This is a genomic window from Ferrimonas senticii DSM 18821 (assembly GCF_000422665.1).
GTDB lineage: Bacteria > Pseudomonadota > Gammaproteobacteria > Enterobacterales > Shewanellaceae > Ferrimonas > Ferrimonas senticii.
Genome location: NZ_KE383899.1, coordinates 203,156 through 227,443 on the forward strand (window position 1 = coordinate 203,156; position 24,288 = coordinate 227,443).

Here is a 24,288-nt window from a genome sequence, read left to right on the forward strand (position 1 = left end):
CTATGACCGACCAACCAGCCCTAACCAGCCGCCAACAACTGCGGCAGCAATTGCGTCGAGCCCGGCAGCAACTTAGCCAGCAGCAACAGCGCCAAGCGGCGATTAACCTAGCCAGTCATCTACCCGAACATTCACTGCTGCAACACGCCAGCCAGATTGGGGTGTATCTGGCCAACGACGGCGAACTCGACCCGCATCTGCTGGCGGAAATCCTGCACGCCCGTGGTAAACAACTCGCCCTGCCACTGCTGCACCCCTTTGCCCGCCAACAACTGCTGTTTCAACGCTACCAACCGGGAATGAAGTTGCTCCCCAACCGCTTTGGTATTCTCGAACCAAAACTGGATAAAAGCCAAGTGGTGCCGCTGTACCAACTGGATCTGATTTTGTTGCCACTGGTGGGTTTTGATGGCGATGGTAATCGCTTAGGGATGGGCGGCGGCTTTTACGACCGCACCATAGGCGCACTGCCGGTGTCGCAGCGGCCGACGTTGATTGGGCTGGCACACCGCCAGCAACAAGTGACCAGTTTGGAAAACCAGTGGTGGGATGTGCCGCTGGACGCCATCGCTACTGAGCAGGAAGTGCATCAGCCGTATCGGCATTAGTTTTTCCGCGAACGTGTTCGCGGGATTGTTGGTTCGAAGGTCAGTGTCTCGACTTGTTGTAGCACCGCTGTACTTCGTAGCTTTTGCCTCTGGCGGCCACGGGGCGTTGCCCCATTGGATTCCCCTAGCCTCCACGGTTGACGAGAGCCCCTCGTTCTCACCGCACTTCGCGGCAGCACCGGCCCGAGGCGGCATCCATGCCTTCACGGGCCTCTCGGGCATCCTGCCCTCGGCTTGCCACTACCTATGCGGTTTCACTCGGCGTCAACAAGTCGGCTTAGAGCCGCAATAACCACCGTCATCAGAAGCATTAAAGGGAGTGACTTTCTGGCAACGGTTGCGCCAACGGGCTTTGGCCGACTCGCGGCGGTGAGCGGTGTGCTGCACATTGAGGCCGGAGGCCATGGATGGCCGAAGTCGCTGCTAAGCCATGGATGGCGCATCAGCGCAGTGTCGAAAGGAGCAGCACAAGGAGCGAAGGGTTGTCGCCGTGTTGGAGGCACTAGGGTGGGCAGAGGGCAACGCCCTCGCCCGCCGGAGGCTAACGGCTACGAAATGAAGGGTAAATTGACCGTCGCTGACATTAGCTACGCCAACGACAATCTCGCTCTTACTACTTACTGCGAACTAATTACTATCAACTCGCTGTTATCTTTGCCGCCGCAATAACCGCTATCGGAGGCAGCGAACCAAAACACTCACCGCGCTTCGAATCTCACCTCGTAACCGCTGAATTTACGCAGGTTAATCACCCCAGTATCAAACAGCAGATATTGGCCTTTGATCCCCTGCAGCACCCCGGAAACTTCTGGGTTCTTATCAAAGTTGTGTGAAGCAATCTTGGTTGGCCATTGCTCGACCGGAAACAGCAGCGCGCGCTTGGCTGCATCCAACACTTCGATGGCGTCGTCACCAAAGCGCTGCCGCAGTTCGGCTAATTCCTCTGCAACTAATGCCAGCAAGCGTTCGCCCTCGGCGGCTAAATCGATGCTGGCGCCATCGCCTTTAAGCATTGCTCGCCAGTTGGTTTTATCGGCCACGTACTTAGCGATGGCCACTTCCACCAGACCTGAGATCTGCCGGGTCGCGACTCGCAGCAGCGGCATCGCTTCAGTGGCACCTTGGTCGAGCCAACGGGTTGGGATCTGGCTGTGGCGAGTAATCCCCACTTTCAAACCAGAGGTATTCGCTAGGTAAACGTAGTGCGGCACCATGCAGTTGGCTTCGCCCCACTGCGGTTCGCGGCAGGTGCCTTGATGGTAATGGCAGGTTTCCGGCTTCATGATGCACATGTCGCAGGAGGCCAGCTTCTTCATGCATGGGAAGCAGTGCCCCTGCGAGTAGCTTTTGTTGGTCTTGCGACCACAAGCCACACAGTTGATGGTGCCGGTGTAGATCAGCGCCATCGGCTTGCCGATGTAATCGTTTAGTGGCAGCAGTTGCTCGCCCAGTCGCAGTTGATATTGCGCTTGATTATCGGCGGTTAAATTCACCGCCATTTTGCGAAGGTTGCCCTGCATTTCGCTGTCCATGATAAAAATCCGTGGCGCCAGAATACGACAACGCCGCGGCGATTGCAGCGGCGTTGTGCTGAGCTAGAAACTCACGAACCGGTTAGCTCACTCGTTTGGATCAATACCACGAGCCTTTAAAATGGCGCTCTTCCAGTCGTAGTCTTCAACGTAATCCTTAGCGATACCCGGGATCATCTTGCCTTCGCCGGTCTCTTTCATCTTCAGGTGGTAGATCAACACGTCGTCAGTCAACTCTTCCAGCGGGCCTGCAAAGCCTGCTTCACCGGCCAATTTAACCAGCATCTGCGCCAAGTTTAGCTCTTGGTTGGCTTGCCATACTGGCTCCAGCAGTTCCAACAGTTCATCAATACGGTGACAAGACATGGTGATTCCTCATTACTGTGTATCGGACCAAAACAAGGTCCGCTAGCGATGACCTGATTATCGCGACTTAGCCCGACAACCTATAAGGTTATTTTGCCACTGCTAAGCGATTGCGACTATCGAACAAAACGGTCGTCAACGGCGGATTAATCAACGGATTATTGATGCGCCGACGACTGCACTTCAAGCGAACCACCAACCAATAACCACTGGCAACTGACAACTGACAACTGACAACTGACAACTGACAACTGACAACTGACAACTGACAACTAGCTTAAATCCCCAACAACCGCTCGAGCCAATTGCGTTGGTCATCGCCGTTATCTGGTGTTTGCGGATTGGCTTCGGCATGTTCGCTGATGCCATCGCAGCTGCGAGTCTGTTGCCAACTGCGGCTGTCCACTGGCACCTGCAAGGCACCGCGGCAACGCTTACCGACCGATTGGCCGTTACCAGCGAAGTAGCCGTCAATCACCTGATGTGGCCGCACCATCACCAGTGACAGCGGCTCACGCTTTTGCAAGTAGCGCTGATACAGCGGCAACGCTGCCGAACTGCCATACAGATTCGCGGCACTGTTGTCATCGCGGCCAACCCAGGTGATCACCACATCGCGATCGTCAAAACCGGCGTACCAAGCATCACGGCCATCGCTGGTGGTGCCAGTTTTACCGGCCAGTTGCATCGCCGGGTATTGCGCCCCCAACTTCTTGGCGGTACCGGATTGCACCACTTGGGTCATCAGGTAGTTGGTCAGCCAAGTGGCGTTGGCACCGAGCACCTGTTGCGAGGATGGCTGCTGCTCCACCAAGCGATTGCCGTCGCTGTCGGTAATATGACCGATGCTGTACAGCGGTCGGTAACGACCACCGTCGGCCAAGGTTTGATACAGCTGCGCCACCTGATAAGGGCTGGCGTCAATCGCTCCTAAAAATGCCGAAGGATTACGGGTCGGCGCACCAGTCCACCCCGCTTTGCGCAAGGTGTCGTTAAAGGCCTCTTGCCCCAGCGCCATCCCCAGATTAACCGTTGGCACATTCAACGATTGCACCAATGATTGCTGCAGCGACACTTGACCACGGTACTGTTTATCAACGTTTTGCGGATTCCAACGCTGACCATCGGCGGACTTCAGGCTAATTGGCTGATCGGTCAACGATGTCATCAGGTGGTACTGCTGCGGCTGCTCTAACGCGGTTAGGTACAGCAGCGGTTTGGCCAACGAGCCGATCGGTCGCTGCGCATCCAGCGCGCGGTTAAAGCCCTTGTAGCCAGGATCGCGATCACCCACCAGCGCCAACACGCCGCCGTGATAACGATCCACCACCACCATCGCCGCCTGCAGCTGGTCATCCTTGCGCTGTTTGGTCAGCGCGTCGATGCCATCGTGCACCGCCAGCTCCGCCGCTTGCTGCGCTAATGGGTCTAGGGTGGTGTAGATCTTCAAGCCTGATTGCTCAAGGGTTTGCTCGCCAAAGCGGTCATTCAGCTCGCGCTGCATCATCGCGCGAAACGCCGGGATCTTATGGCGTTGGCGCCAGTTGGGATCTTTAAGCCCCAATGAACTGGAAGCCAAACGATTGTAATCCTTAGCGCTGATATCGCCCTGCTCCATCAGCATCTTCAAGATCAGATCCCGCCGCGCTTGGGTGCGGTCAGGGTAGCGCCACGGGTTGTAGTAGCTCGGCCCTTTTAGGATCGCCACCAACAGCGCTTGCTGGGCTAAGTCGAGCTCCGCCAACGGTCGGCCAAAATAGTGCCACGAGGCTAACCCAACTCCATGCACCGCCACGGCACCATCTTGGCCAAGGTAGACCTCATTCAGATAGGCTTCCAAGATGGTGTCTTTGTCGTAACGGGCATCGATGATCAGCGCCATCAGCGCTTCGTTAACTTTGCGTAGCAAGGTCCGGTCACGGGTTAAGAAGAAGTTCTTCACCAACTGTTGAGTCAAGGTCGAACCGCCCTGAACGGTACGACCCGCTTTAACATTGGCCAGCGCGGCACGGGCGATCCCCGTAATTGATACCCCGTGGTGGTGATAGAAATCTTTATCCTCGGTGCGCAGCAGCGCATCGACCAACGATTCTGGAATGTCGGTGCGCGGTACAAACACCCGATCTTCGCGCTCGCCGGAGAGGATCCGATCCAGCAGCAGCGGCTCTAACTGGACAAAGCCCAGTTCGCGGCCATCTTCGCTACGGCTAATGCGGGCAACGCGGTTGTCCTCAAAATGCACCAACACCTTGAGCGCGGTTTCATAGCCATTGGGGCCATCAAACGGGCGGCGGAAGATCTCAATTCGAGTTTTCGATACCGCAAACTCGCCCTCAGCGGCGGCGCGACCGGTATTGCGGTAGCCCAGCAGCGCCAACTCTTGCTTAAGTTGGTTATGGGTAATGGCCGCGCTGGGATAGAGGCTCATCGGTCTGGCAAAGATCTGCGCTGGCAGGTGCCAACGCTGGCCGGAGAACTTTTGGGCGATCTGCCCATCCAGATAGATGCCATAGACGAACAGCACACTGATCCCCGCCAGCGCCAACTTCCACGACCACTGCCACAGTCGCTGCAGCCAACCACCACCGGTTGGTTTGCTTGAGCGTTTAGCCCGAGGCTTGGCCGTCGCCTTAGTCGCGGTTTTGGCGGCCGTTTTGCGGGTGGTGGTCGATTTTCCTTTCGAGGGTGTTGCTGGTTTGGCCATTAACTGTATTTCTTTGTCCGTTTGGTCGGTAAGGTGTTGGCCGGATCGTCCGGCTAAAGGTGCTTAGGATAACGCCCTCGCATCTCTTTTTTCACCTCATTCCAAGAACCGGCCCAGAATCCAGCCAGATCTTCGGTAATTTGCAGCGATCGCCGCGCCGGTGACAGCAGTTCTAAGGTCACTGGCAAACGCCCACGCGCCAATCTTGGGGTGTCGCTTTGCCCATAGATCTCCTGCACTCGCACTGCCAATTTAACGCCGTCTGAATAGCCCCCACTTCCATCGCATTTACTGTCTTTGCGCCGTCACGCCTCTCAGAAAGTTATACTTTCTCGTGCAAGATATTGACCTGTCTTGTATGCAGGAATTTCTCACGCGCGATTGGTAATGTTGTTCATCTGAGCCCTGAAAGGAAAAACAAGCCGCTCAAGGTGCAGGAGCTGGCCATTTCGTCGGCAACTCACGCATTTGTTCATACTGGAGGTCAGTTAAATCATTCCGCCTGATTTTTGATTGAATGTTGCAGGCATGTAAAATCCCAAGAAAAGTTATCGGAGTTTATGTGCAGGGCGTCCGCATGAATGTGCATTAATTCACCATTGATGCAAATCCAGCGAAAAGGACCCCCTCTAGAAAGCCCGTAGTCATCATGCAGCGCTTCTGCTTCATCGGCATGCTGATCTTGGTGGTTTCAGCGCGCAGCATGTTCAGCGCCATGTGGCGAAGACAAGCAACGTTTTCCGCCGCATTTTCTCGATAAATTTGGCAAGCATCTTCACCAAAGGTCACATCAAGATTTGTGATGAAAGAGCTAACTAAAAATGAAATTGGAGAAGTAAATGGTGGCCTTGCCTTTTTGGCCCCCTTACTTTTTAAGAGTGTATCAATAACCGCTAGCGGCGTTGCTTCTTCTTTGGCCATCGGAGCTGGGTCAGGAGCAATTGGTAGTGGTTTAATTGCGATTTATTCGCAAAAATAATCGTGAGTAGGGAGAGGCAACTCTCCCTAATTTAAAATGAAATTATCAACTATTGTTTCAATAGCAGTTGGTTGCTTAATGTTATCACTAGCATCTGTTTATCAGATGTGGGGAGAACTAGTCCACTTCACTAACAATGAAACCGCTAACGGAAGTAGATTGCCATTTTTTTCTGTTGTTTTGATTTTTTGTATCGCTGTGATTTGGGGCATCTACAAAAATAGAAGATGGTCTTTGTATGTATTTTTATCCATGACGCTTTTTATGACGGGATGTTTCCTATTATTTAGGTTGGAAATTCAAGGCTATTTAGGAGTTATAGATTATTGGATTGTTGCTAATTTTGTTATGTTAGACAGCATTGTAATAAAAGTGCTGCTTAGACTGAACTCAAAAAACATTTTTGATAAAGGTCATTAATCGAAGACGTTCTGGTATGCGCTCAACTGTGACTAATGGCTTAACTGATGAGTATAAACCTTGTCAATCCTGACTATTTTCTTCATTTCAATATTGAATAGATCGTTGTCCGCAAGTTCAACATCGAAACGCAACACTCGTTTATGCATACTGGCAGGGGTTGATGATCAATTAATTATCAGAACGCTAAGCCTGTGGGCTTTCCCATGGTTAGCCGAACCTCCTGGCGAACAGGCATACCTAGTCCCAGAGCAGGCCGGGATTGAACTTTGTTAAATCCAATTATCCAAAGAAAATCCATCATCTGATTTAATCGCTCAACTAAGCTATTTGCACCTTAGTTTGCTTGCTCGCTTTCAGCGGATGTTGCTGAAGAGCGTTGAGCACAAAGCGGCTATTTCCACGACCACTGCCACAGTCGCTTTAGCCAACCACCACCGGTTGGTTTGCTTGGGCGTTTAGCCCGAGGCTTGGCTTTCGGCTTGGTTACGGGTTTGGCGGCCGTTTTGCGAGTGGTGGTCGATTTTCCTTTCGAGGGCGTTGCTGGTTTGGCCATTAACTGTATTTCTTCGTCCGCGTGGTCGGTAAGGTGTTGGCCGGATCGTCCGGCCAAAGGTGCTTAGGATACCGCCCTCGCATCTCTTTTTTCACCTCATTCCAAGAACCGGCCCAGAATCCAGCCAGATCTTCGGTAATTTGCAGCGGTCGCCGCGCCGGTGACAGCAGTTCTAAGGTCACTGGCAAACGCCCACGCGCCAATCTTGGCGTGTCGCTTTGGCCATAGATCTCCTGCACTCGCACTGCCAATTTAACGCCGTCGGCATGATAATCGAGGGTCAAATTGGAACCGGTCGGCACCGTCAGCGATTCCGGCAGCTCTTGCGCCAAAAGCGCCTGATCCGAGTAGTCCACTTGGTTAAGCAACAGCGTGTAGAGATCCAGCTTGCTCAGTTCGCTGAGTTTGCCCATCCCCGCCAGATAAGGTGCCAACCACTGCTCTAGATTCTGTAGTAACGCGTCTTCCGAAAGATCCGGCCACTGCCGTTCGTCGATAAACCGCGCCGCCAGCGCCACTCGGCGACAGAGGTTATGGCAGCGCTCGGTCCACGGCAGCAGTTCCAGACCGCGGCGAGATACTTCATTAAGCAGCGCCTGCTGTTTGTCGGCCGCAGTCAGATCGGTCAGGCGCTTACGCGCCACCACCAGTGCCCCTAGACGAGTTTGCAGTTCCGCTTTAAGACCACCGCTTTGACGGTCAAATTCGACATGACGCACTTCATCAAACCGTTGTGGCAACAGCGCTTGCAGCTGGCTCAGCTCGATTTGTGCCGCCAAATGAATGATGCCGTCGCTGCGCCCTTCACGCTCATTAAGGCTGGCCACCGCCAACAGCGGTTGACCAATCAAGGCATCGCCCTCCGCTAAGGTGGCGCCTGTGCCGTTGGCCAGTTGGTAACGTAGGCCATTGTCGCGGCACAAGCCGATGCGATCCGGATAGGCCAGCGCCAATAGCAAACCGGCGTCACTGTGATGGCCAGGACGGTCACTAAATTTACCACCCAGCTGCGCAGCCAACTGCTGTCGCCACTTTTGCGCCAGTTGTCGATGACGGCCTGTTTGTGCCGCTTCGATGCGACGGCCAATATCGGCACCGACATCACGACCACGCAGCGGATCGCCCTCTTCGATGGTCGCCGCTAGGATCGCCGCCAACGCCAGCAAGCCGTTGCCATCGCCGTTGGCTTCCAGTTCGGCAGCCTTACACAGCATCACCCCAAGTCGTGGATCGGCACCAAGTTGTTGCACCTGCCGTCCCAGCGCGGTCAGTTGCCGATTGTGGATTAACCCCAGTTGCGTTAGCAGCAGATCCGCCCGCGCCAACGCCGCGGCCGGAGGCACGGTTAACCACTGCAGTTCATCGGCGCTGCTGCCCCAGGCGGCCAATTCCAGTTGCAGCGAGGTCAGATCGGCGCGGCTGATCTCGGCACTGTCGCTGTCGGCCAAGCCCTGCTGCATCGCTTCGCTCCACAGCCGCACGCAATGGCCGGCCATCAGACGACCGGCACGACCGGCACGCTGGGCGGCATTGGCTTTGCTGATCCGCACGGTTTCTAAGCGGGATTGGCCGCTGCGCAAGTTCAGTGAGGCACGGCGTTGCCAGCCAGAATCGATCACCACCGAGATCCCCTCAATGGTCAGCGACGATTCAGCGATGTTGGTGGCCAGTACCACCTTGCGCAGGCCGCTCGGCGGCGGTTGCACCGCTTGATCCTGCGCTTGGCTGGATAACTGGCCATAGAGCGGACACAGCAGCACATCGGCGGGCAATGATTCACGCAGTTGCGCTTCGGCACGGCGAATTTCGGCAATGCCCGGCAAAAACACCAACAGGTTGCCATCACGCTGGCTCAGTTGTCGCCGCACCTGACTGACCAACGCCTCAAGCCACGGCGCGCCGCTGACGGGCGGTTGGTATTCAACGGTAACGGGGAAACTGCGGCCTTCGCTAACCAGCAGTTTGGCGTCCGGCAGCAGCGCCTGCAGCGGTTGACCCTCCAAGGTGGCCGACATCAGCATGATCGCTAGGTCATCCCGCAAACCCGCCTGCACTTCCAAGGTCAGCGCTAGCGCCAAATCGGTAGCCAGATGCCGTTCGTGAACCTCATCAAACAGCACCATCGCTACCCCAGTCAGTTCTGGATCGCTTTGGATAAGCCGAGTCAACACCCCTTCGGTGATCACCTCCAGTTTGGTGTGCTTCGATACCTGCGATTCGCCACGCACCCGCAAGCCGATGGTGTGGCCAACTGGTTCACCTAAAGCCTGCGCCAACCGGCGAGCGATCATTCTTGCTGCTAACCGCCGTGGCTCCAACAACAGGATCTTGCCGTCGAGCTCATCCCAGTGGCTGAGCTCCAGCGGCAACGCTGTGGATTTACCGGCACCGGTAGGGGCTTGTAGAATAAGCTGATTATGATTCGCTAAGGCGGCGCGGATCGGCGCAAACAGATCCTCGATGGGCAATCTCGACACGGTGAAGCTCAATTGGGGGACAAACAAAGACGCCAGTCTACCCGATAGCAACCCAAGTTAGGACGCCCATGGCCAATCGACTGTTCTTTGCCATACCCATTCCCCGCAGTCAGCACTTCCCGCTGCTGCGTTTGCAAACCCAGTTTGAGGGGATGGGCAAGCCAGTACGCGCCAACAACTTTCACATCACCTTGGCGTTTTTAGGCAATGTCAACGCCAGCAGCCAACAGCAGTTGCTGACACGCTGGCAATCGTTGGCGCTGCCGAAAGGACAATTGCAGTTTAATCAGTTGCAACTGTGGCCCAAGGCGCAAGTGCTGGCGCTAACCGCCAATACCTGCCCAGCGCCACTGTATCAGCTGGCGGGCGCCTTGCAGCGGGATGCGCAGCAGCACGGTTTGCACCACAGCCATCATGGTTTTCGGCCGCACATCACCTTGTTCCGTCATGCTGGCCAGCCACCGCCAGCAACCGCGCTGGCGCCGCTGACCGTCGATTATCAAGAGGTACAGCTGATGCTGTCGGAACACACCCCAGATGGGGTTATCTATCAACCAATCAAACGCTGGTACTGCCATGACTGAACAACACCACCCTCGGCCCCTGCAAAAACTGGGGGCACGACTGTGGCTGGGTGCCAAATTCGGCTTACTGTTGGGGCTGGCGATGCTAACCCTGCTGACCATCTACGAACTGCTGACGGCGCCGACTGGGGTTTATCTCGCGGATGGCAAAGTACAGTGGCGCACTTTGGGGGAGTTTCTGCTGAGCTGGGCGCCGCTGGTGCTGGGGATCAATGTGGTAATGGGGGCGCTGCACTACTGCCGCGCCGCCCATGATAAGACCGAGGACGAATAACTCTCGGTCACGGCCACCACTAGTGCAGGTACTTCTCGGCGGCCTTGGCGTTTTCGTACATGGCCGCCCCATGCTCTTTTTTGCCAAAGTCAGTGAGGATCTGCTGCCCCTCAGCCGAGGCGACAAACTCAATGAACTGCTGCGACAACTGCACCCCGTTACGGCTCAAATCGGTATCGCGCAGCGCGTGGTAGGTGTTGATCAGCACCGGATCGCCTTTAAACAGCACTTGGCTGTTTTTCAGCTGTTTGTGGGTCGCGACATAGGTGGAGCTGTCGGTCATAAAGTAACCGTGATTGGCGTCCGCCAATTTCAGTGAAGCGCGCATAAAATCGTTGGTGGTGCGGTACCAATCGCCACTTGGGGTGATCTTGGCGCTTTGCCAAATCGCCAGCTCTTTCTTGTGGGTACCGGAGTTATCACCACGGCTGTAGAACGGCGCTTGGTTAGCGGCGATATTGGCGTACGCCTCGGCTACGCTGTTGGCGCTTTTAATGTCGCCGTTGTCCGCCGCTGGCCCCACTAGGTAGAACTCGTTGGCGCCGATCAAGGTGTGCTGGGTCGCCCAGCCGGCGTCGATCGCTTGTTGCTCCGCCGCTGGGGCGTGCACCATCACCATATCAACCTTATCTTCGCTAAGCATTTTCAAGCTTTTGCCGGAACCGGCTTTGACCCAACACATGTTGGCATCGTGCTGCTTACCAAACGTCACCGCCAGTTGCTCCAGCAAACCCAGCTCGCCTGGACTGCCAGTGGCCAAAATAAACTGTTGCTGGCCGTCACCAAACACCGCTTTACATTCCACCGCGACCGCAGAGCCACAACTGGCGAGCAACGCCAGCGCCAACACAGAGTGCTTAAACATCGTTATTTCCTAGTCAAAAAGTCCCGAATTCGGGGTCAGAGTCCAATAACGATGTTCATTGCAGGAGCTAGGCCAACTGGGCCGCTTTTGGCATTCACTGCCTCGCCGCAACGGAGGGATCACAAAACCACCGCCGCTGTGGCCAACAAATCAACAACGAGTTCAGCAAACCTAAGACGAACGAGACAATTTGAACCAAATTTAAAAAACAGGCTGGGATCTATTGTCACTCTTGGGCAAAAACAACAACGCCAGCCCGAAGGCTGGCGTTATCTGTACTGGGTCAAGCGTTACGCTTGCAGCAGCAGGTTGGTCACCGTCAGCAGCCCCAAACCGGTGGCGCCGTCGTGATTCAGCTGATTGCCGCCTTTAACGTAGGAACCGGCGATATCCAGATGGATCCAACCTTTTGGCGGCGTCCCAGCAAAACGACTGAGGAAACCGGCGGCATTGGAGGCACCGCCAGCGCCGCCGCCTTTGGTGATGGTGCTGTTGGCGGTATCGGCAAACGACGATGGGCATTTTTCCGCGTGGAACGGCGCTAACGGCAAACGCCACAAGCCTTCGTCGGCATCGGCTGCGGCCGCCAGAGCATCGGCAGCGGCTTGCTCATCCATCGAGAACAGCGCGTTGTAATCGCTGCCCACCGCCATCATCGCCGCACCGGTCAAAGTGGCGGCATCGATGATCCGCTCGGCGCCCGCTTCATTGGCGGCGATCAGGCCATCGGCCAGCACCAAGCGCCCTTCGGCGTCGGTGTTAACGATCTCAACACTGGTGCCGTTTTTGTAATGAAGGATATCCCCCAGTTTGTAGGCATGGCCTGATACCAAGTTCTCGGCGCAGCACAGATACAGTTTTACCCGCTTGCTGAGCCCTTTGCGGATCGCCAACATCAACGCCGCAGCAACAGTGGCAGCACCGCCCATGTCGCACTTCATGGTCACCATCCCTTCCGATGGCTTAATCGAGTAACCGCCGGAATCGAAGGTAATGCCTTTACCGACCAACGCCACCGAAATCGGCGCATTGCTGTCGCCGGTTGGGTTGTAATCTAGCTCCAACAGCGCCGGTGGCCGGTCACTGCCGCGACCCACGCCGTAAATGCCGACCCAACCGGCAGTCAACAACGCATCGCCGACGATCTGCTTGGTGGTGATCTGATCTGGCGCCAACGCCGAGATCCGTTCGGCCACTTCATCCGCCAACACTTCTGGGCTTAACGCTTCTGGGCTGGCATGAATCAACGATTTCAGCCACAGCATCGCCTCCCATTGCGCTTGCAGGCTGTCGTGTTCGTTAGCCCAGCGGATCTCGCCCGGCACCAGTGGCATTCCGAAGCCTTGAGCAAAACGCCACTGCTGAGCCACGCTCCAGTCACCGCTTAGGGTCACTTGCTCGACTCCTTGGGTGGTTAAGATCCGCGCCGCGGTTTGAATCCAGCGTCCCTCATCCCCAGCTGGTAGATGAATTAAGGCCCCTTGTTGATCAAAGCTAACCAACGCCTTACCCCACTTCGGGGCAACTGCCTCATGAGTTAATCGTACGTTCATGCTGCTGGTCATCTTGTTCTCCTAGCTATTTTTATTCGACTGTTCCTGTCTGTCACAAACCCACCTAATTCAATGAGTTTGTTATGATGACGGCAGTGTAACACCAATATCAGAAACAACATGGCAACAACATCGAGCAAATCAAACTCGCTGCGGTTTGAACCGGTACTGCAGCCTGGTCGTTTAATCAAACGCTACAAACGCTTTTTGGCGGACATTGAATTGGACAACGGCGAGCAGATCACCATTCACTGCCCTAACACCGGCGCAATGACCGGTTGCGCCGAGCCAGGCTGGCAGCTGTGGTTTTCCGATTCAAACAACCCCAAGCGTAAATACCGCCACACCTGGGAATGGGTCGAAAACCAGCACGGCCATCGCATTATGGTTAATACCGGCCGCGCCAACGCCATCGCTCAACAGGCGATTGAGCAGGGGGCGATTCCAGCGCTTAATCACTACCAGCAGATCCGCCGTGAAGTGAAATATGGGTCAGAAAACAGCCGAATAGATTTGCTGTTGCAAAAGGGTGAGCAAGTCGATTGTTATGTCGAGGTAAAAAACGTCACATTATTAGGCGCAGCAGGACAGGGTTATTTTCCTGATGCGGTGACCAGTCGTGGCCAAAAGCATCTGCGCGAGTTGATGACGATGGTCGAACAAGGTTATCGCGGCTGTATCCTGTTTGTGGTGCCCCACAGTGGCATTACGCGGGTCAGTCCAGCGGCGCACATCGATGCCGAGTACGCGCAATTGTGTCAACAGGCGCAACAAACTGGCGTGGAATTTTTCGCCATATCGGCTACCCCAACTGAAGTTGGGATCGAGATTGGCAAGGTTATCGATGTAACCATATAAGGCGGTTATTCAGTTGCTTGAGTCGATGATTTTGCACTTAAAATGCTGATAGCATGCCTAGCGGCACAATGAACATGGTTTTTGGCAATTGCGCTATCCAGCGCCATCTGGTATAGATAGCGCCCAATTTTTCAGAGAGCCGCCTCTCGTATAAGTAAACAGGAGACGCCTGCGATGCCTCAGGGCAAGACCAAAATGATCGGCGTATTGGCCTACGCCAACGTGGAGCCTTACCAGGAACAACCTGGCGAGGAGTACATGAACGAGAAGCAACTGGCTCACTTCAAGAAGATCCTTGAAGCGTGGCGTAACCAGTTACGCGAAGAAGTAGATCGCACCTTGCACCACATGCAGGACGAAGCGGCTAACTTCCCAGATCCAGTGGATCGTGCAGCTCAGGAAGAGGAGTTCAGTTTGGAATTGCGCACTCGCGATCGTGAGCGCAAACTGATCAAGAAAATCGAAAAGACCTTGGTTAAGGTGCAAGAAGACGACTTCGGTTTCTGTGACTCTTGCGGCGTTGAGATCGGCATCCGCCGACTGGAAGCGCGTCCTACCGCCGATCTGTGCATCGACTGTAAGACCCTGGCTGAGATCAAAGAACGTCAGATGGCAGGTTAATCGCCTTGTCTGACCAAACGCGGAGGCTCCAGCCCTCCGCGTTTTCATTTCTGTTCCACCGTCACTGCCAAAAGCTTCGCTCATGAACACCTACGTCGGTCGCTTCGCCCCCTCTCCCTCTGGTCCGTTACACTTTGGTTCGCTGATTGCCGCCTTAGGCAGCTACCTGCGTGCCCGCAGTTTGCAAGGCCAATGGCTGGTGCGCATTGAAGACGTCGATCCACCAAGAGAGATGGCCGGCGCCGCTGACATCATCCTTAGGCAGTTAGAGCGTTACGGCTTGGAGTGGGACGGCAGCGTTCGTTATCAAAGTCAGCAGAGCGAACGTTACGAACAGTTGCTGGCGCAGCTGCTCGCCAGCGGCCGTGGTTACTACTGCGATTGCACCCGCAAACGGATCAGTGCCATCGGCGGCATCTACGATGGTCATTGCCACAACTTAGGGTTAACCCAAGGGGCAATCCGGCTGCGCAACCAAGCGCAGATCAGCCACTTTAATGACGGTTTACTCGGTCACATCGATACCGAATACAGCTTTGCCGCTGAAGACTTTATCTTGAAGCGCCGTGATGGCCTCTACGCCTATCAACTAGCCGTAGTGGCGGATGATCACGACCAAGGGATCACCGAAGTGGTGCGCGGCAACGATCTGCTGGAACCGACCGTGCGGCAATGCTCGCTCTATCAAACCCTCAGTTGGCAAGCGCCGCAGTGGCTGCATCTGCCACTGGCAATCAATCCCGATGGCAACAAGCTGTCCAAGCAAAACCATGCGCCAGCCCTGAGCGAGTCCGAATTAAGTCACACCATGGCCAGTGCCTTAGCGTTTTTGGGGCAAGCACTGCCAACCGAACTAGCCAGCGCACCGGTCGCCGAGCAACTGCGCTACGCCGTGACCCACTTCCAGTTGGCACGCCTGCCGCAGCAGCGACAACGGCCAGTACCCACACTGGCATAACGGCTTATCATTTAATCAGCCTTGGTATATCATTGCGCGCCAGAATAGATGGGCGTTCAAGCCGCCCACCAAGGCCCCCGAATTCAACGAGGTGTACCATCCTTAAGCGTCTGAAAAACATCGCTAAACGCCTAATGGGCGGCGAGCAATCCAGCGCCGTTAGCGAAGCCAAGCTGGCGGTGATCCCGCGCAGTGAGCATGAGATCTCCCGCGACGACATCAGCGATAACGCCCTTAAGGTGCTCTACCGCCTACACAAAGCCGGTTACGATGCCTACCTGGTGGGCGGCGGCGTCCGCGATCTGCTGCTGCGCCAGCAACCAAAAGATTTCGATATCGCCACCAACGCCACCCCAGAACAGGTACGTAAGTTGTTCCGCAACTCCCGTCTGGTTGGTCGTCGCTTCCGTCTAGCGCACATCTTGTTTGGCCGTGACATCATCGAAGTTGCCACCCTGCGTGGTCACCACGATGCCGACGGCGATAAAGCCAAATTTGCCAAGCAGGACAAAGACGGCCGACTGCTGCGTGACAACGTGTACGGCAGCATCGACGAAGACGCCGAGCGCCGCGACTTTACCGTCAACGGCCTGTACTACGATATTAGCGATTACAGCGTCCGCGATTACTTCGGCGGCATGGCTGATCTCAAAGCCAAACGCCTGCGACTGATTGGTGATCCGCAAACTCGTTACGCCGAAGATCCAGTACGGATGATCCGCGCGGTACGCTTCGCCACCAAGTTGGGCTTCAGCCTCGATAAAGCCACTGCTGCGCCGATCCCACGGATGGCCAAAATGCTTGGCGACATTCCCGCCGCACGGCTGTTTGAAGAGACTCTCAAGCTGCTGATGTCCGGTAAGGGCTTAGAAAACTTCCGGATGCTGCGCCAATACGGCTTGTGGGAACCGATGTTCCCATTGCAAGAGAGCCTGCTAAAGCGCGACGACAGCGGCAAAGTGACCGCGTTAATCGAAGCGATGCTGCGCAACACCGACGATCGCGTTAATGCCGATAAGCCGGTTACCCCAGCGTTCCTGTACGCGGCGCTGCTGTGGTATGTGGTGGAAGAGAAAGCCGCAGTGAAACGTCAAGGCGGCATGGCGCCATACGATGCCCTGACCGCCGCCGCTGGCGATGCCATCAGTAAGCAGTGCAAGACCATTTCGCTGCCACGTCGCTTCACTACCCCAGCGATGGAGATCTGGCAGTTGCAAGGCCGTCTGGACAAACGCGCTGGCGCCCGTGCCTTTAAGTTGCACGAACACCCACGCTTCCGCGCCGCCTACGACTTCCTGTTGCTGCGTGCCGAAGCTGAACAAGATCCAGAACTGCTGGAACTGTCGCGCTGGTGGACCCAGTTCAACGACGCCGACGAACAGGGCCGTCGCCAGATGGTGCGCAATGTCGGTCACGATGGCAGCCGCCGTCGCCGCCGTCCACGCCGCCGCACGCCAAATCGAGCGCAAGGTTAAATGGTTCGCTGCTATATCGCGCTGGGGGCTAACCTCGGCGCGGCCAATGAGCAACTGGAGCAAGCCTTGGCGGCGCTGGCACAGCTGCCACACAGCCGCTTAGTGGCGCAGTCGCAGCTGTATCGCAGTCCGCCGATGGCGGGTATGCAACAGCCAGATTACTGCAACGCCGTGGCCGCGCTGGATACCACGCTGGCGCCACTGGCACTGCTGGATGCACTGCAACAGATTGAAAACCAGCAAGGTCGGCAGCGCAGCGAACGCTGGGGCGCCCGCACCTTAGATCTGGATCTGCTGCTGTATGGCGATCAGCAGATTACCGAGCCGCGACTAACGGTGCCGCATTACGGCATGGCCGAACGCGCCTTTGTATTGCTGCCGCTGTTTGAGTTAGCGCCGCAACTGTCGCTGCCCAATGGCGATAGCCTGATTAGCTTGCTAGCCAACTGCCCTGCACAGCCGCTAACCCGCTGGTAATAGCCGCAACCGGTTAACCTCACCAACAACGCGATGCCTCCAGCATCGCGTTTTTTTTGACAAATTTTTAAACCTAAAAATCACAAGCAGTTAACTTGCAAGCGTTGAAATCCGCTGCTGGTTTGTCATATAACGAACCTCCTCAACGGATTCAAACGGGCGTTTTATGGACAAAATCACCGTCAGTACGCTGAAGAAATACAAACAGCAAGGGCGCAAATTTGCCGCACTAACCGCCTACGATGCCAGCTTTGCTGGGATCTTTGCCGCCGAGCAGGTGCCGGTGCTGCTGATTGGCGACAGCCTTGGGATGGTATTGCAAGGCGGCCGCGATACCCTGCAAGTCACCACCAAGCAGATCGCCTACCACACCCGCTGCGTGGTCGCTGGCGCCCCCAACGCGTTAGTGATCGCCGATATGCCGTTTATGAGTTACGCCAGCCCAGAACAAGCCTGCAACAATGCCGCTGAACTGATGCGCGCTGGCGCGCAGATGGTCAAACTGGAAGGCGGTGACTGGCTGCTTAATACCGTCACCATGCTGACCGAACGCAGCGTTCCAGTTTGTGCTCACCTTGGGCTGACGCCGCAATCGGTGCATGTATTTGGCGGTTACAAAGTGCAAGGACGCGGCGAACAGGGGCAACAACTGCTGGAACAAGCGCGTAAGTTAGAACAAGCGGGCGCGGCCATGCTGGTACTGGAATGCGTACCCCAAACCCTAGCCAAAACCATCAGCGAAGCGCTGACCATTCCGGTGATCGGCATCGGCGCCGGCAAAGACACCGACGGCCAAATCTTGGTGATGCACGATATCCTTGGGATCTCCTCCGGCTACATCCCCAAATTTGCCAAAAACTATCTAGAACCAACCGGCACCATCGCCGCCGCGGTGCGCGCCTTTGTCGAAGAGGTTGGCCACGGCGATTTCCCCAGCGACGAACACAGCTTTGACTAACTTGGGAGTGCACCATGCAGACTGTCACCGATCCGGCTCGCTTACGTCTTTTGGTACAACAGTGGCGCCAGCAAGGTCTACGAGTGGCCTTGGTTCCGACCATGGGCAATCTTCACCAAGGCCATCTCGAACTGGTGCATCAAGCCCGTTCTCGCGCCGACAAGGTGGTCACCAGCATCTTCGTTAATCCGCTGCAGTTTGGCGCTAATGAGGATCTCGCTGGCTACCCGCGTACCTTGGATGAGGACAAAGCCAAGCTCTATGACGCTCGCTGCGATCTGCTGTTTACCCCAGAGGTAGGCCTGCTCTATCCCAACGGATTAGCACAGCAAAGCTTTATTGAGGTACCCGGCATCACTGAACTGCACTGCGGCGCCAGCCGTCCTGGTCATTTTCGTGGGGTCGCCACCGTGGTCGCCAAGCTACTGAACTTAGTGCAGCCAGATCTAGCCCTGTTCGGTAACAAGGATTATCAACAGTTAGCGGTGATCCGGGCGATGGTGCGGGATCTGAATATGGCGGTGCAGATCGTCGATGTTGATACCGTCCGCGATGCCGATGGCCTCGCCAAAAGTTCACGCAATGGTTATTTAACCGAGACCGAGCGCGCCGTGGCGCCACAGTTGAAACAACAACTGGACGCGGCGGCTGAAGCGCTGCGCCTACAAGGGCCCAGCCAACGGCAACGGATTGAACAGCAAGTGCAAGACGCCCTTGATCAACACGGTTTTCGCACCGATTACGTGGCTGTCTGTCAAGCCGAGACCCTGCAACCGGCGCAAGCGGACGATAAGCAACTGGTTATCTTGGCTGCCGCTTATCTGGGCAAGGCACGGTTAATCGATAATCTGCGACTGGATCTCTAGCCTCGATTTGGTACTATGGCGCGGCTCACGGCAGCAACAAATTGATAACAATGGAGTATGGAATGCAACGCGTAATGCTAAGAGGGAAATTGCACCAAGCCCGCGTCACTCACGCCGAGTTAGAATATGAGGGCTCGTGCGCCATCGATATGGATCTGCTGGACGCCGCAGGGATCATCGCCTTTGAAAAGGTCGAGATCTACAACATCGACAACGGCGAACGCTTCGCCACCTACGCCATCGCCGGTGAGCGCGGCTCCAAGATGATCTCCGTTAACGGCGCCGCCGCCCACAAAGCCAGCCCTGGCGATCGGGTGATCATCTGTGCCTATGGGGTGGTGGATGACAGCGATGCCCAAAGCCACCAACCAAAGCTGGTGTACTGCGATGCCAACAACAACATCAAAGGCACCGACAGCAGCATTCCAACTCAAGCCGCTTAAAGCCAGACAGTAGCAGTATTCAGTTTTCAGTAACTAGCGAGTAGTTAGAGCTTAACAGCAGTGGCCAGCTAACCGAGTCACTGCCAACTCCCCACTAACAGCTAACAACTGAAAACTGGCAACTGGCAACTGGCAACTGGCAACTAAATACTAACCACTATTTTAGCCACCACCGTTAGCGCAATCACCGCCAACAGCGGCCAGCGCCATTGTCGCAGCAGCACCAACGCCAGCGCCGCAATCGCTAAATCAAGGCCACTGTTTACCGCACTGACAAACACCGGCTGATACAAGGCACTGAACAGCAGCCCCACCACCGCGGTATTAACCGCCGCAATAACCGCCGCAAACCGCGGTCGCTGGGTAATCGCCTGCCAACTGTCCAAACACAGCCAAGTCAGTAACAATCCCGGCAAAAAGATGGCGATGGTGACAATGGTCGCGGCCACCACCGGATCCTCAGGAACGCTCATCGCCCCTAAATAGGTGGCCATGGTAAACATCGGTCCCGGCACCACCTGCGCCGCCGCGTAGCCGGTTAGGAACTCCGAGTTACTGAGACTATCCGCCAGCAACGACTGCAGCAGTGGCAGCACCACATGGCCACCGCCAAACACCAAAGCACCCGCTTGATAAAAGTCCGCCGCCAGTTGCCCAAGGGCGCTGTCACTCGGCCACAACAGATAACCACTAAAGGCCAGCAAGCACAGCAGTGCCAATGGATTCACCGTCAGCTTGGCCGTTTTCACCGCGGCTGGCTGCACCAGCGCATCCGTTCGGCTGGACCACCAGCCCCACAGCGCCGCTGTCGCCAACGCCAGCAATTGCGTCAGCAACTGATTGCTGACCAGCATCACCGCCGCCACTAACGCCGCCAGCAACCAATCGGCGGGTTTGCGGCAAAAGGCATTCGCCATCTGCCACACCGCGTCAGCCACCACCACCAGCGCCACCAGTTTTAATCCGGCAATGATGCTGATGCTCCAAGGCCACGCCTGCCACTGGCCATAACCCAGCGCCAACGCCAACAACAACGCAAACGATGGCAAAGTAAAACCGACAAAGGCGGCAATCCCGCCCGCCAACCCCGCCCGCTGGTGGCCGATGGCAAAACCGACTTGACTCGAGCCCGGCCCCGGCAGCAGTTGGCTTAGTGCCACCAGTTGACTGTATTGGCTTTGGCTTAGCCAGCCTAACTGCTGCACAAAACGACGCTGGAAATAGCCCAGATGCGCTGCCGGACCACCGAAACTGACCAGTCCCAACTTAAAGAATTGCCAAAATACCTCGAACATTGCAGCTCGATTCCTTTATTACCAATTGCTAATAACAAAAAAACCACCGCAAGGGTGGTTTTCTACTGGCTTCATGCCAAACGCTTAGATCGAGAACGACGCGCCGCAACCACAGGTGGTGGTGGCGTTCGGGTTGTTAACGAAGAAACGGCTGCCTTCCAGGCCTTCGGTGTAATCAACGATGCCGCCAACCAGATATTGCAGGCTCATTGGATCAACCAACAAGGTCACGCCATCTTTGACAATGGTGGTGTCGCCGTCGTTGGCCTTCTCGTCGAAAGTAAAGCCATACTGGAAACCAGAACAACCACCACCGGTCACGTAGACGCGCAGTTTCAGCTCTGGGTTCTCTTCCTCAGTCAGCAGGGCCTTCACTTTGGCCGCAGCGGCATCGGAGAATTCGATTGGCAGTGCTTGTTCAGCGGCAGCAGTCATAGGAACCTCTCAATAATTAACCGGGCGATTATCTAATACCCGACCAGAGCGTTCAAGTATCGCCCCAATCGAATATACCAATAGTGTGCGTGCATTAGGCCGTGTTGACCTTCAACGTATATTTTTGCCCCCGTTATTGGCTACTTTTGACAGCAAATTGAACTTGGCAGGTTTGTTTTGCTGTTCAGAGATCACTGAGGGGGCCTTGCTGGGTCGGACTAGCAGCTGTCACTCTTCGTCATACGATTTCGACGTAGAGCCCCTATGCCTTCAATCGCAATCCTCGATTGACAGCCGCTATCCTCGACCAAATTCTGCACGCCCAAACGTCAACACGTCCTAGTCCGCGCTAGCTCGACTTTGGCGTCAGCGCTTGCAAATGGATGCCATCGACATCACGGCTAATGGCAAAGTCGTTGTCACTGACCTTTTTACCGCCCTGTTGCCGTACCCGCACAATGGCTCGCTCAGCGATAAATCCCTGCGGCAGCAATAACTCGCCATCAAACTGCTTAAAGTAGCGGAATGAGTAATCTTGGCGATCTTGCGTAGCGCCCAATTGGCTTAACCCCAAAGTCACTGTTTGACCGTTAAGGCTGCCAACCAGCAACAGGCTGACTTGGCCTTTGGCCCAGCGTTTGCGCACCTGCTGTTGTGACAACACCAATTCGTAACGCCAGCGATGCGGTTCACTCATGGCGTTCAAAGTAAAGTGATGCACCACCACACCATCGACGATGGTTTCTGGCGCCATAATGCTGCGATAGAACGCCAATTCGGTTTGCAGTTCATCCAGTTGTTGCCGCTGCGCCAACATCGTCTGCTGGGTAGCACTGGCGCTTTGCTGCTCTAACGTCAGCGCCAATTCACTGGTTTCCAAAAGCTCCGTTAAGCGCGCATTCTCTTGCAGCAACAGCTCGAATTGTTGCTCTAAGTCAACCTTCGCCAGTTCGCTTTGCAGCTGGCTTGGCAGCATCGCCGCAAAGCCAATCAGCAGCAACATGATGGCGACAAACAGCTGTACCGCCCAGTGTGGATAAAGCCGCTTCAGCCAAGATTGCTGGGGGGGATTGTGTGGTTCAGCCATTGGCCAGTTTTCTCTCTGTGGTAGACTGTTTGAATAATTATTCTCTGCTAACTCAATAACATGATTGCCGATTACAAGTATCGACTGGCGACCGCTCGTCTCAGCGTACAACTCTGTTTTTTGGGGTTGTTAGTGGGACTGCTGGCCAGTGGCTTGATTATCGCTTTTGAGTTAGCGGTAGCTCAGCTGCAAGCGCTGCTGTGGCGCGAGGCGGACGATTTTACTCAGCTACCGCAATGGATGCGAGTAGCTTTGCCAATTGGCGGTGCCGCAGCCATCGCGGTGATGATCCATTTCAGTCGCCGCCAATACCGTCGCACCGGCATCGCCTTTGTGATCCACTGCATTCAGCAACGCTACGGCCGGATGCCATTGGGATCCGGCTTCAATCAGTTTGTCACCGCCATTTTGGCACTGATCAGCGGTTTCTCGGTCGGCCGCGAAGGTCCGGCAGTGCACATTGGCGCCAGCGCCGCCACCTTGATCGCCAAGCGCTGGGCGCTGCCAGACAACACCATGCGCATTCTCTCTAGTTGCGGGGTCGCCGCCGGGATCTCGGCGATTTTTAACACCCCGCTGGCGGGAGTGATCTTCGTGCTGGAGGTGATCCTGCGCGAGTACAAGGTGCACTACTTCCTGCCGATCACCATCGCCGCCATGACCGCCAGTGTCGCCAGCCGCCTCGCCAAAGGCGATGTTCATCTCTACAGCGATCTGGAACTGACCGCGATGCCATTGTCGTTCTATCCGCTATTGGTTGGCTTTGGGCTGGCGCTGGGGGTACTCGCCGCTGTCTTTAACCGCGCAATGATCCACACCACCGCCCACACCGCCAATATTCCACTGACCAAGCGATTGCTGGCTGCGGGGGTAATTACCGCCGCCATCGGCATGGTGATCCCACAAGCGATGGGCGGCGAACACCACGTTATCGACTTAGCCCACCAATTGGACTCAACCGCCGCGCTACTGGGGTTGTTATTACTGGCGAAAATGGCGCTGACCATCGCCGCCATCGGCCTCGGTATTCCCGGCGGCATCATCGGCCCGATGTACGGCATCGGTGCCCTCGCCGGCGGCGCTTTGTGCTTGTTGCTGGCACCATGGATCCCCGAATTACTGGATTACCAAGGCACCTTTGCCGCGATCACCATGACTGCGATGATGGCGGTATCACTGAATGCCCCCATCGCCGGCTTGCTGGCGCTGGTGGAGCTGACCAACAACGCCACGGTGATCTTGCCGTTTCTGCTGGTCAGCCTACCGGCATTTCTATTGGCACATTTGGGGCTTGGCGCCCAGCCGCTGTTTCTAAAGCAGCTCGATATCATGGGGCTGGGCTACAAAATTCCGCCAATGGAGCGCGAACTTGGTCGAACTGGGGTGCTGGCGTTGATGCACAGCAACCTCGTCAGCGTACGCCCCAATTTGCCGCAGGAGGAGATGCTGGATCTGTTAAAGTCGGCCCCAGACCACTATTTGCTGATGCCAGTTGCTGAAGGCCAACAACTGATTTCACTGCACAGTGACTTTACCGATCACAACAGCAGCCCATTGTCCCGCAGTGATATCCCCGGCGTGCCCGATACCGCCACCTTGGCTGAGGTCTATCAACTGTTGGCCCCCGATCGTCGTGGCATGGTGTACATCTACCATCAGCAACCAGACTGCCCGATTGGCCTAATCAGCTGGCCGATGCTTTACAACTACGCCCGCAGCAGTCAAAGCTAGCCCAGCGACGCCATGTGACGGTTGCGGTTCGCTAAGTCACTTTCGATTGCATCTTTGTATCAATTTGCTATCGATAACCACATTGCATCAACAAGCTGTGATCATGGTGGTTGCATCCCCCCTATAGAACAGGACAATGTCTGCCATCATTTGACTCGGCTCAGCG

General features: G+C 55.7%; 22 protein-coding genes and 2 pseudogenes. 13 read left to right on the top strand and 11 right to left on the bottom strand.

The window, feature by feature from the left end; genetic code table 11:
• Positions 1-2: 2 nt before the first annotated feature.
• Positions 3-608, top strand: a complete 606-nt coding sequence (locus G506_RS0116040; RefSeq protein ID WP_028117760.1) for a 5-formyltetrahydrofolate cyclo-ligase — start codon at positions 3-5, stop codon at positions 606-608.
• A gap of 698 nt (positions 609-1,306) precedes the next feature.
• Here G506_RS0116040 and G506_RS0116050 read toward each other — a convergent pair.
• The 5 genes and pseudogenes from G506_RS0116050 to G506_RS21175 form a co-directional block, all read right to left on the bottom strand.
• Positions 1,307-2,128 (bottom strand): DUF2797 domain-containing protein, encoded by an 822-nt coding sequence (locus G506_RS0116050; protein WP_156904931.1) that lies wholly within the window; start codon positions 2,126-2,128, stop codon positions 1,307-1,309.
• Positions 2,129-2,227: 99 nt separating this feature from the next.
• Positions 2,228-2,506: a YihD family protein gene (locus G506_RS0116055; protein WP_028117763.1), complete on the bottom strand. Its 279-nt coding sequence runs from the start codon at positions 2,504-2,506 to the stop codon at positions 2,228-2,230.
• Positions 2,507-2,783: 277 nt separating this feature from the next.
• Positions 2,784-5,210 (bottom strand): penicillin-binding protein 1B, encoded by a 2,427-nt coding sequence (mrcB, locus tag G506_RS19975; protein WP_084631512.1) that lies wholly within the window; start codon positions 5,208-5,210, stop codon positions 2,784-2,786.
• A 53-nt stretch (positions 5,211-5,263) separates the two neighbouring features.
• Positions 5,264-5,464 (bottom strand): annotated as a pseudogene (locus G506_RS0116070) (ATP-dependent helicase C-terminal domain-containing protein); the annotation flags it as partial.
• Between the two features lie 334 nt (positions 5,465-5,798).
• Positions 5,799-6,005, bottom strand: a pseudogene (locus G506_RS21175) (transposase); the annotation flags it as partial.
• 220 nt (positions 6,006-6,225) lie between these two features.
• Between G506_RS21175 and G506_RS0116080 the strand changes: the two are divergent.
• Complete coding sequence (locus tag G506_RS0116080) at positions 6,226-6,609, top strand: hypothetical protein (protein WP_156904925.1); 384 nt, start codon at positions 6,226-6,228, stop codon at positions 6,607-6,609.
• Between the two features lie 555 nt (positions 6,610-7,164).
• Here the strand turns inward: G506_RS0116080 and hrpB are convergent.
• The gene (gene hrpB / locus G506_RS0116095; protein WP_028117767.1) at positions 7,165-9,642 is read right to left on the bottom strand and encodes an ATP-dependent helicase HrpB; all 2,478 of its coding nucleotides are present in this window, start codon (positions 9,640-9,642) and stop codon (positions 7,165-7,167) included.
• A gap of 68 nt (positions 9,643-9,710) precedes the next feature.
• On the opposite strand from hrpB, the gene thpR reads away from it, so the two are divergent.
• Both thpR and G506_RS0116105 read left to right on the top strand, forming a co-directional pair.
• The gene (gene thpR, locus G506_RS19980; protein ID WP_051202201.1) at positions 9,711-10,226 is read left to right on the top strand and encodes an RNA 2',3'-cyclic phosphodiesterase; all 516 of its coding nucleotides are present in this window, start codon (positions 9,711-9,713) and stop codon (positions 10,224-10,226) included.
• Entirely contained in the window at positions 10,219-10,500 is a 282-nt protein-coding gene (locus G506_RS0116105) for a hypothetical protein (RefSeq protein ID WP_028117768.1), read from the top strand. Before thpR ends, G506_RS0116105 begins: the two co-directional genes overlap by 8 nt.
• A 19-nt stretch (positions 10,501-10,519) precedes the next feature.
• Here the strand turns inward: G506_RS0116105 and G506_RS0116110 are convergent, their stop codons facing one another.
• Positions 10,520-11,365 carry an ABC transporter substrate-binding protein gene (locus tag G506_RS0116110; protein ID WP_051202202.1) on the bottom strand — a complete coding sequence of 282 codons (846 nt, stop codon included), beginning with the start codon at positions 11,363-11,365 and terminating at the stop codon, positions 10,520-10,522.
• Positions 11,366-11,655: 290 nt separating this feature from the next.
• Positions 11,656-12,930: an aminopeptidase PepB gene (gene pepB, locus G506_RS0116115; protein ID WP_028117770.1), complete on the bottom strand. Its 1,275-nt coding sequence runs from the start codon at positions 12,928-12,930 to the stop codon at positions 11,656-11,658.
• Positions 12,931-13,068: 138 nt separating this feature from the next.
• On the opposite strand from pepB, the gene sfsA reads away from it, so the two are divergent.
• The 8 genes from sfsA to panD all read left to right on the top strand — a co-directional run bounded on the left by sfsA (position 13,069) and on the right by panD (position 19,574).
• Entirely contained in the window at positions 13,069-13,776 is a 708-nt protein-coding gene (sfsA, locus tag G506_RS0116120) for a DNA/RNA nuclease SfsA (protein WP_028117771.1), read from the top strand.
• Between the two features lie 174 nt (positions 13,777-13,950).
• On the top strand, positions 13,951-14,397 hold the full coding sequence (gene dksA, locus G506_RS0116125) for an RNA polymerase-binding protein DksA (protein ID WP_028117772.1): 447 nt from the start codon (positions 13,951-13,953) through the stop codon (positions 14,395-14,397).
• Positions 14,398-14,479: 82 nt separating this feature from the next.
• Positions 14,480-15,355, top strand: coding sequence for a tRNA glutamyl-Q(34) synthetase GluQRS (gluQRS, locus tag G506_RS0116130; RefSeq protein WP_035387439.1), 876 nt, complete (start codon positions 14,480-14,482; stop codon positions 15,353-15,355).
• Between the two features lie 134 nt (positions 15,356-15,489).
• A complete protein-coding gene (gene pcnB / locus G506_RS0116135) occupies positions 15,490-16,830 on the top strand; it encodes a polynucleotide adenylyltransferase PcnB (protein WP_084631521.1) in 1,341 nt (446 codons plus the stop codon).
• Positions 16,831-17,307 (top strand): 2-amino-4-hydroxy-6-hydroxymethyldihydropteridine diphosphokinase, encoded by a 477-nt coding sequence (folK, locus tag G506_RS0116140; protein WP_028117775.1) that lies wholly within the window; start codon positions 16,831-16,833, stop codon positions 17,305-17,307.
• Between the two features lie 166 nt (positions 17,308-17,473).
• Positions 17,474-18,265, top strand: a complete 792-nt coding sequence (panB, locus tag G506_RS0116145) for a 3-methyl-2-oxobutanoate hydroxymethyltransferase (RefSeq protein WP_028117776.1) — start codon at positions 17,474-17,476, stop codon at positions 18,263-18,265.
• A gap of 14 nt (positions 18,266-18,279) precedes the next feature.
• The gene (gene panC / locus G506_RS0116150) at positions 18,280-19,131 is read left to right on the top strand and encodes a pantoate--beta-alanine ligase (protein ID WP_028117777.1); all 852 of its coding nucleotides are present in this window, start codon (positions 18,280-18,282) and stop codon (positions 19,129-19,131) included.
• Between the two features lie 62 nt (positions 19,132-19,193).
• The gene (panD, locus tag G506_RS0116155) at positions 19,194-19,574 is read left to right on the top strand and encodes an aspartate 1-decarboxylase (protein WP_028117778.1); all 381 of its coding nucleotides are present in this window, start codon (positions 19,194-19,196) and stop codon (positions 19,572-19,574) included.
• A 143-nt stretch (positions 19,575-19,717) separates the two neighbouring features.
• On the opposite strand, the gene chrA is transcribed toward panD, so the two are convergent.
• From chrA to G506_RS20525, 3 genes are all read right to left on the bottom strand, one after another.
• On the bottom strand, positions 19,718-20,869 hold the full coding sequence (gene chrA, locus G506_RS0116160; protein WP_028117779.1) for a chromate efflux transporter: 1,152 nt from the start codon (positions 20,867-20,869) through the stop codon (positions 19,718-19,720).
• A gap of 84 nt (positions 20,870-20,953) precedes the next feature.
• Complete coding sequence (gene erpA, locus G506_RS0116165) at positions 20,954-21,304, bottom strand: iron-sulfur cluster insertion protein ErpA (protein ID WP_028117780.1); 351 nt, start codon at positions 21,302-21,304, stop codon at positions 20,954-20,956.
• A 349-nt stretch (positions 21,305-21,653) separates the two neighbouring features.
• Positions 21,654-22,391 carry a DUF6776 family protein gene (locus tag G506_RS20525; RefSeq protein WP_051202203.1) on the bottom strand — a complete coding sequence of 246 codons (738 nt, stop codon included), beginning with the start codon at positions 22,389-22,391 and terminating at the stop codon, positions 21,654-21,656.
• A gap of 60 nt (positions 22,392-22,451) precedes the next feature.
• Between G506_RS20525 and G506_RS0116175 the strand changes: the two genes are divergently transcribed.
• Positions 22,452-24,122, top strand: a complete 1,671-nt coding sequence (locus G506_RS0116175) for a chloride channel protein (protein WP_028117781.1) — start codon at positions 22,452-22,454, stop codon at positions 24,120-24,122.
• The last annotated feature ends 166 nt before the right edge of the window (positions 24,123-24,288 follow it).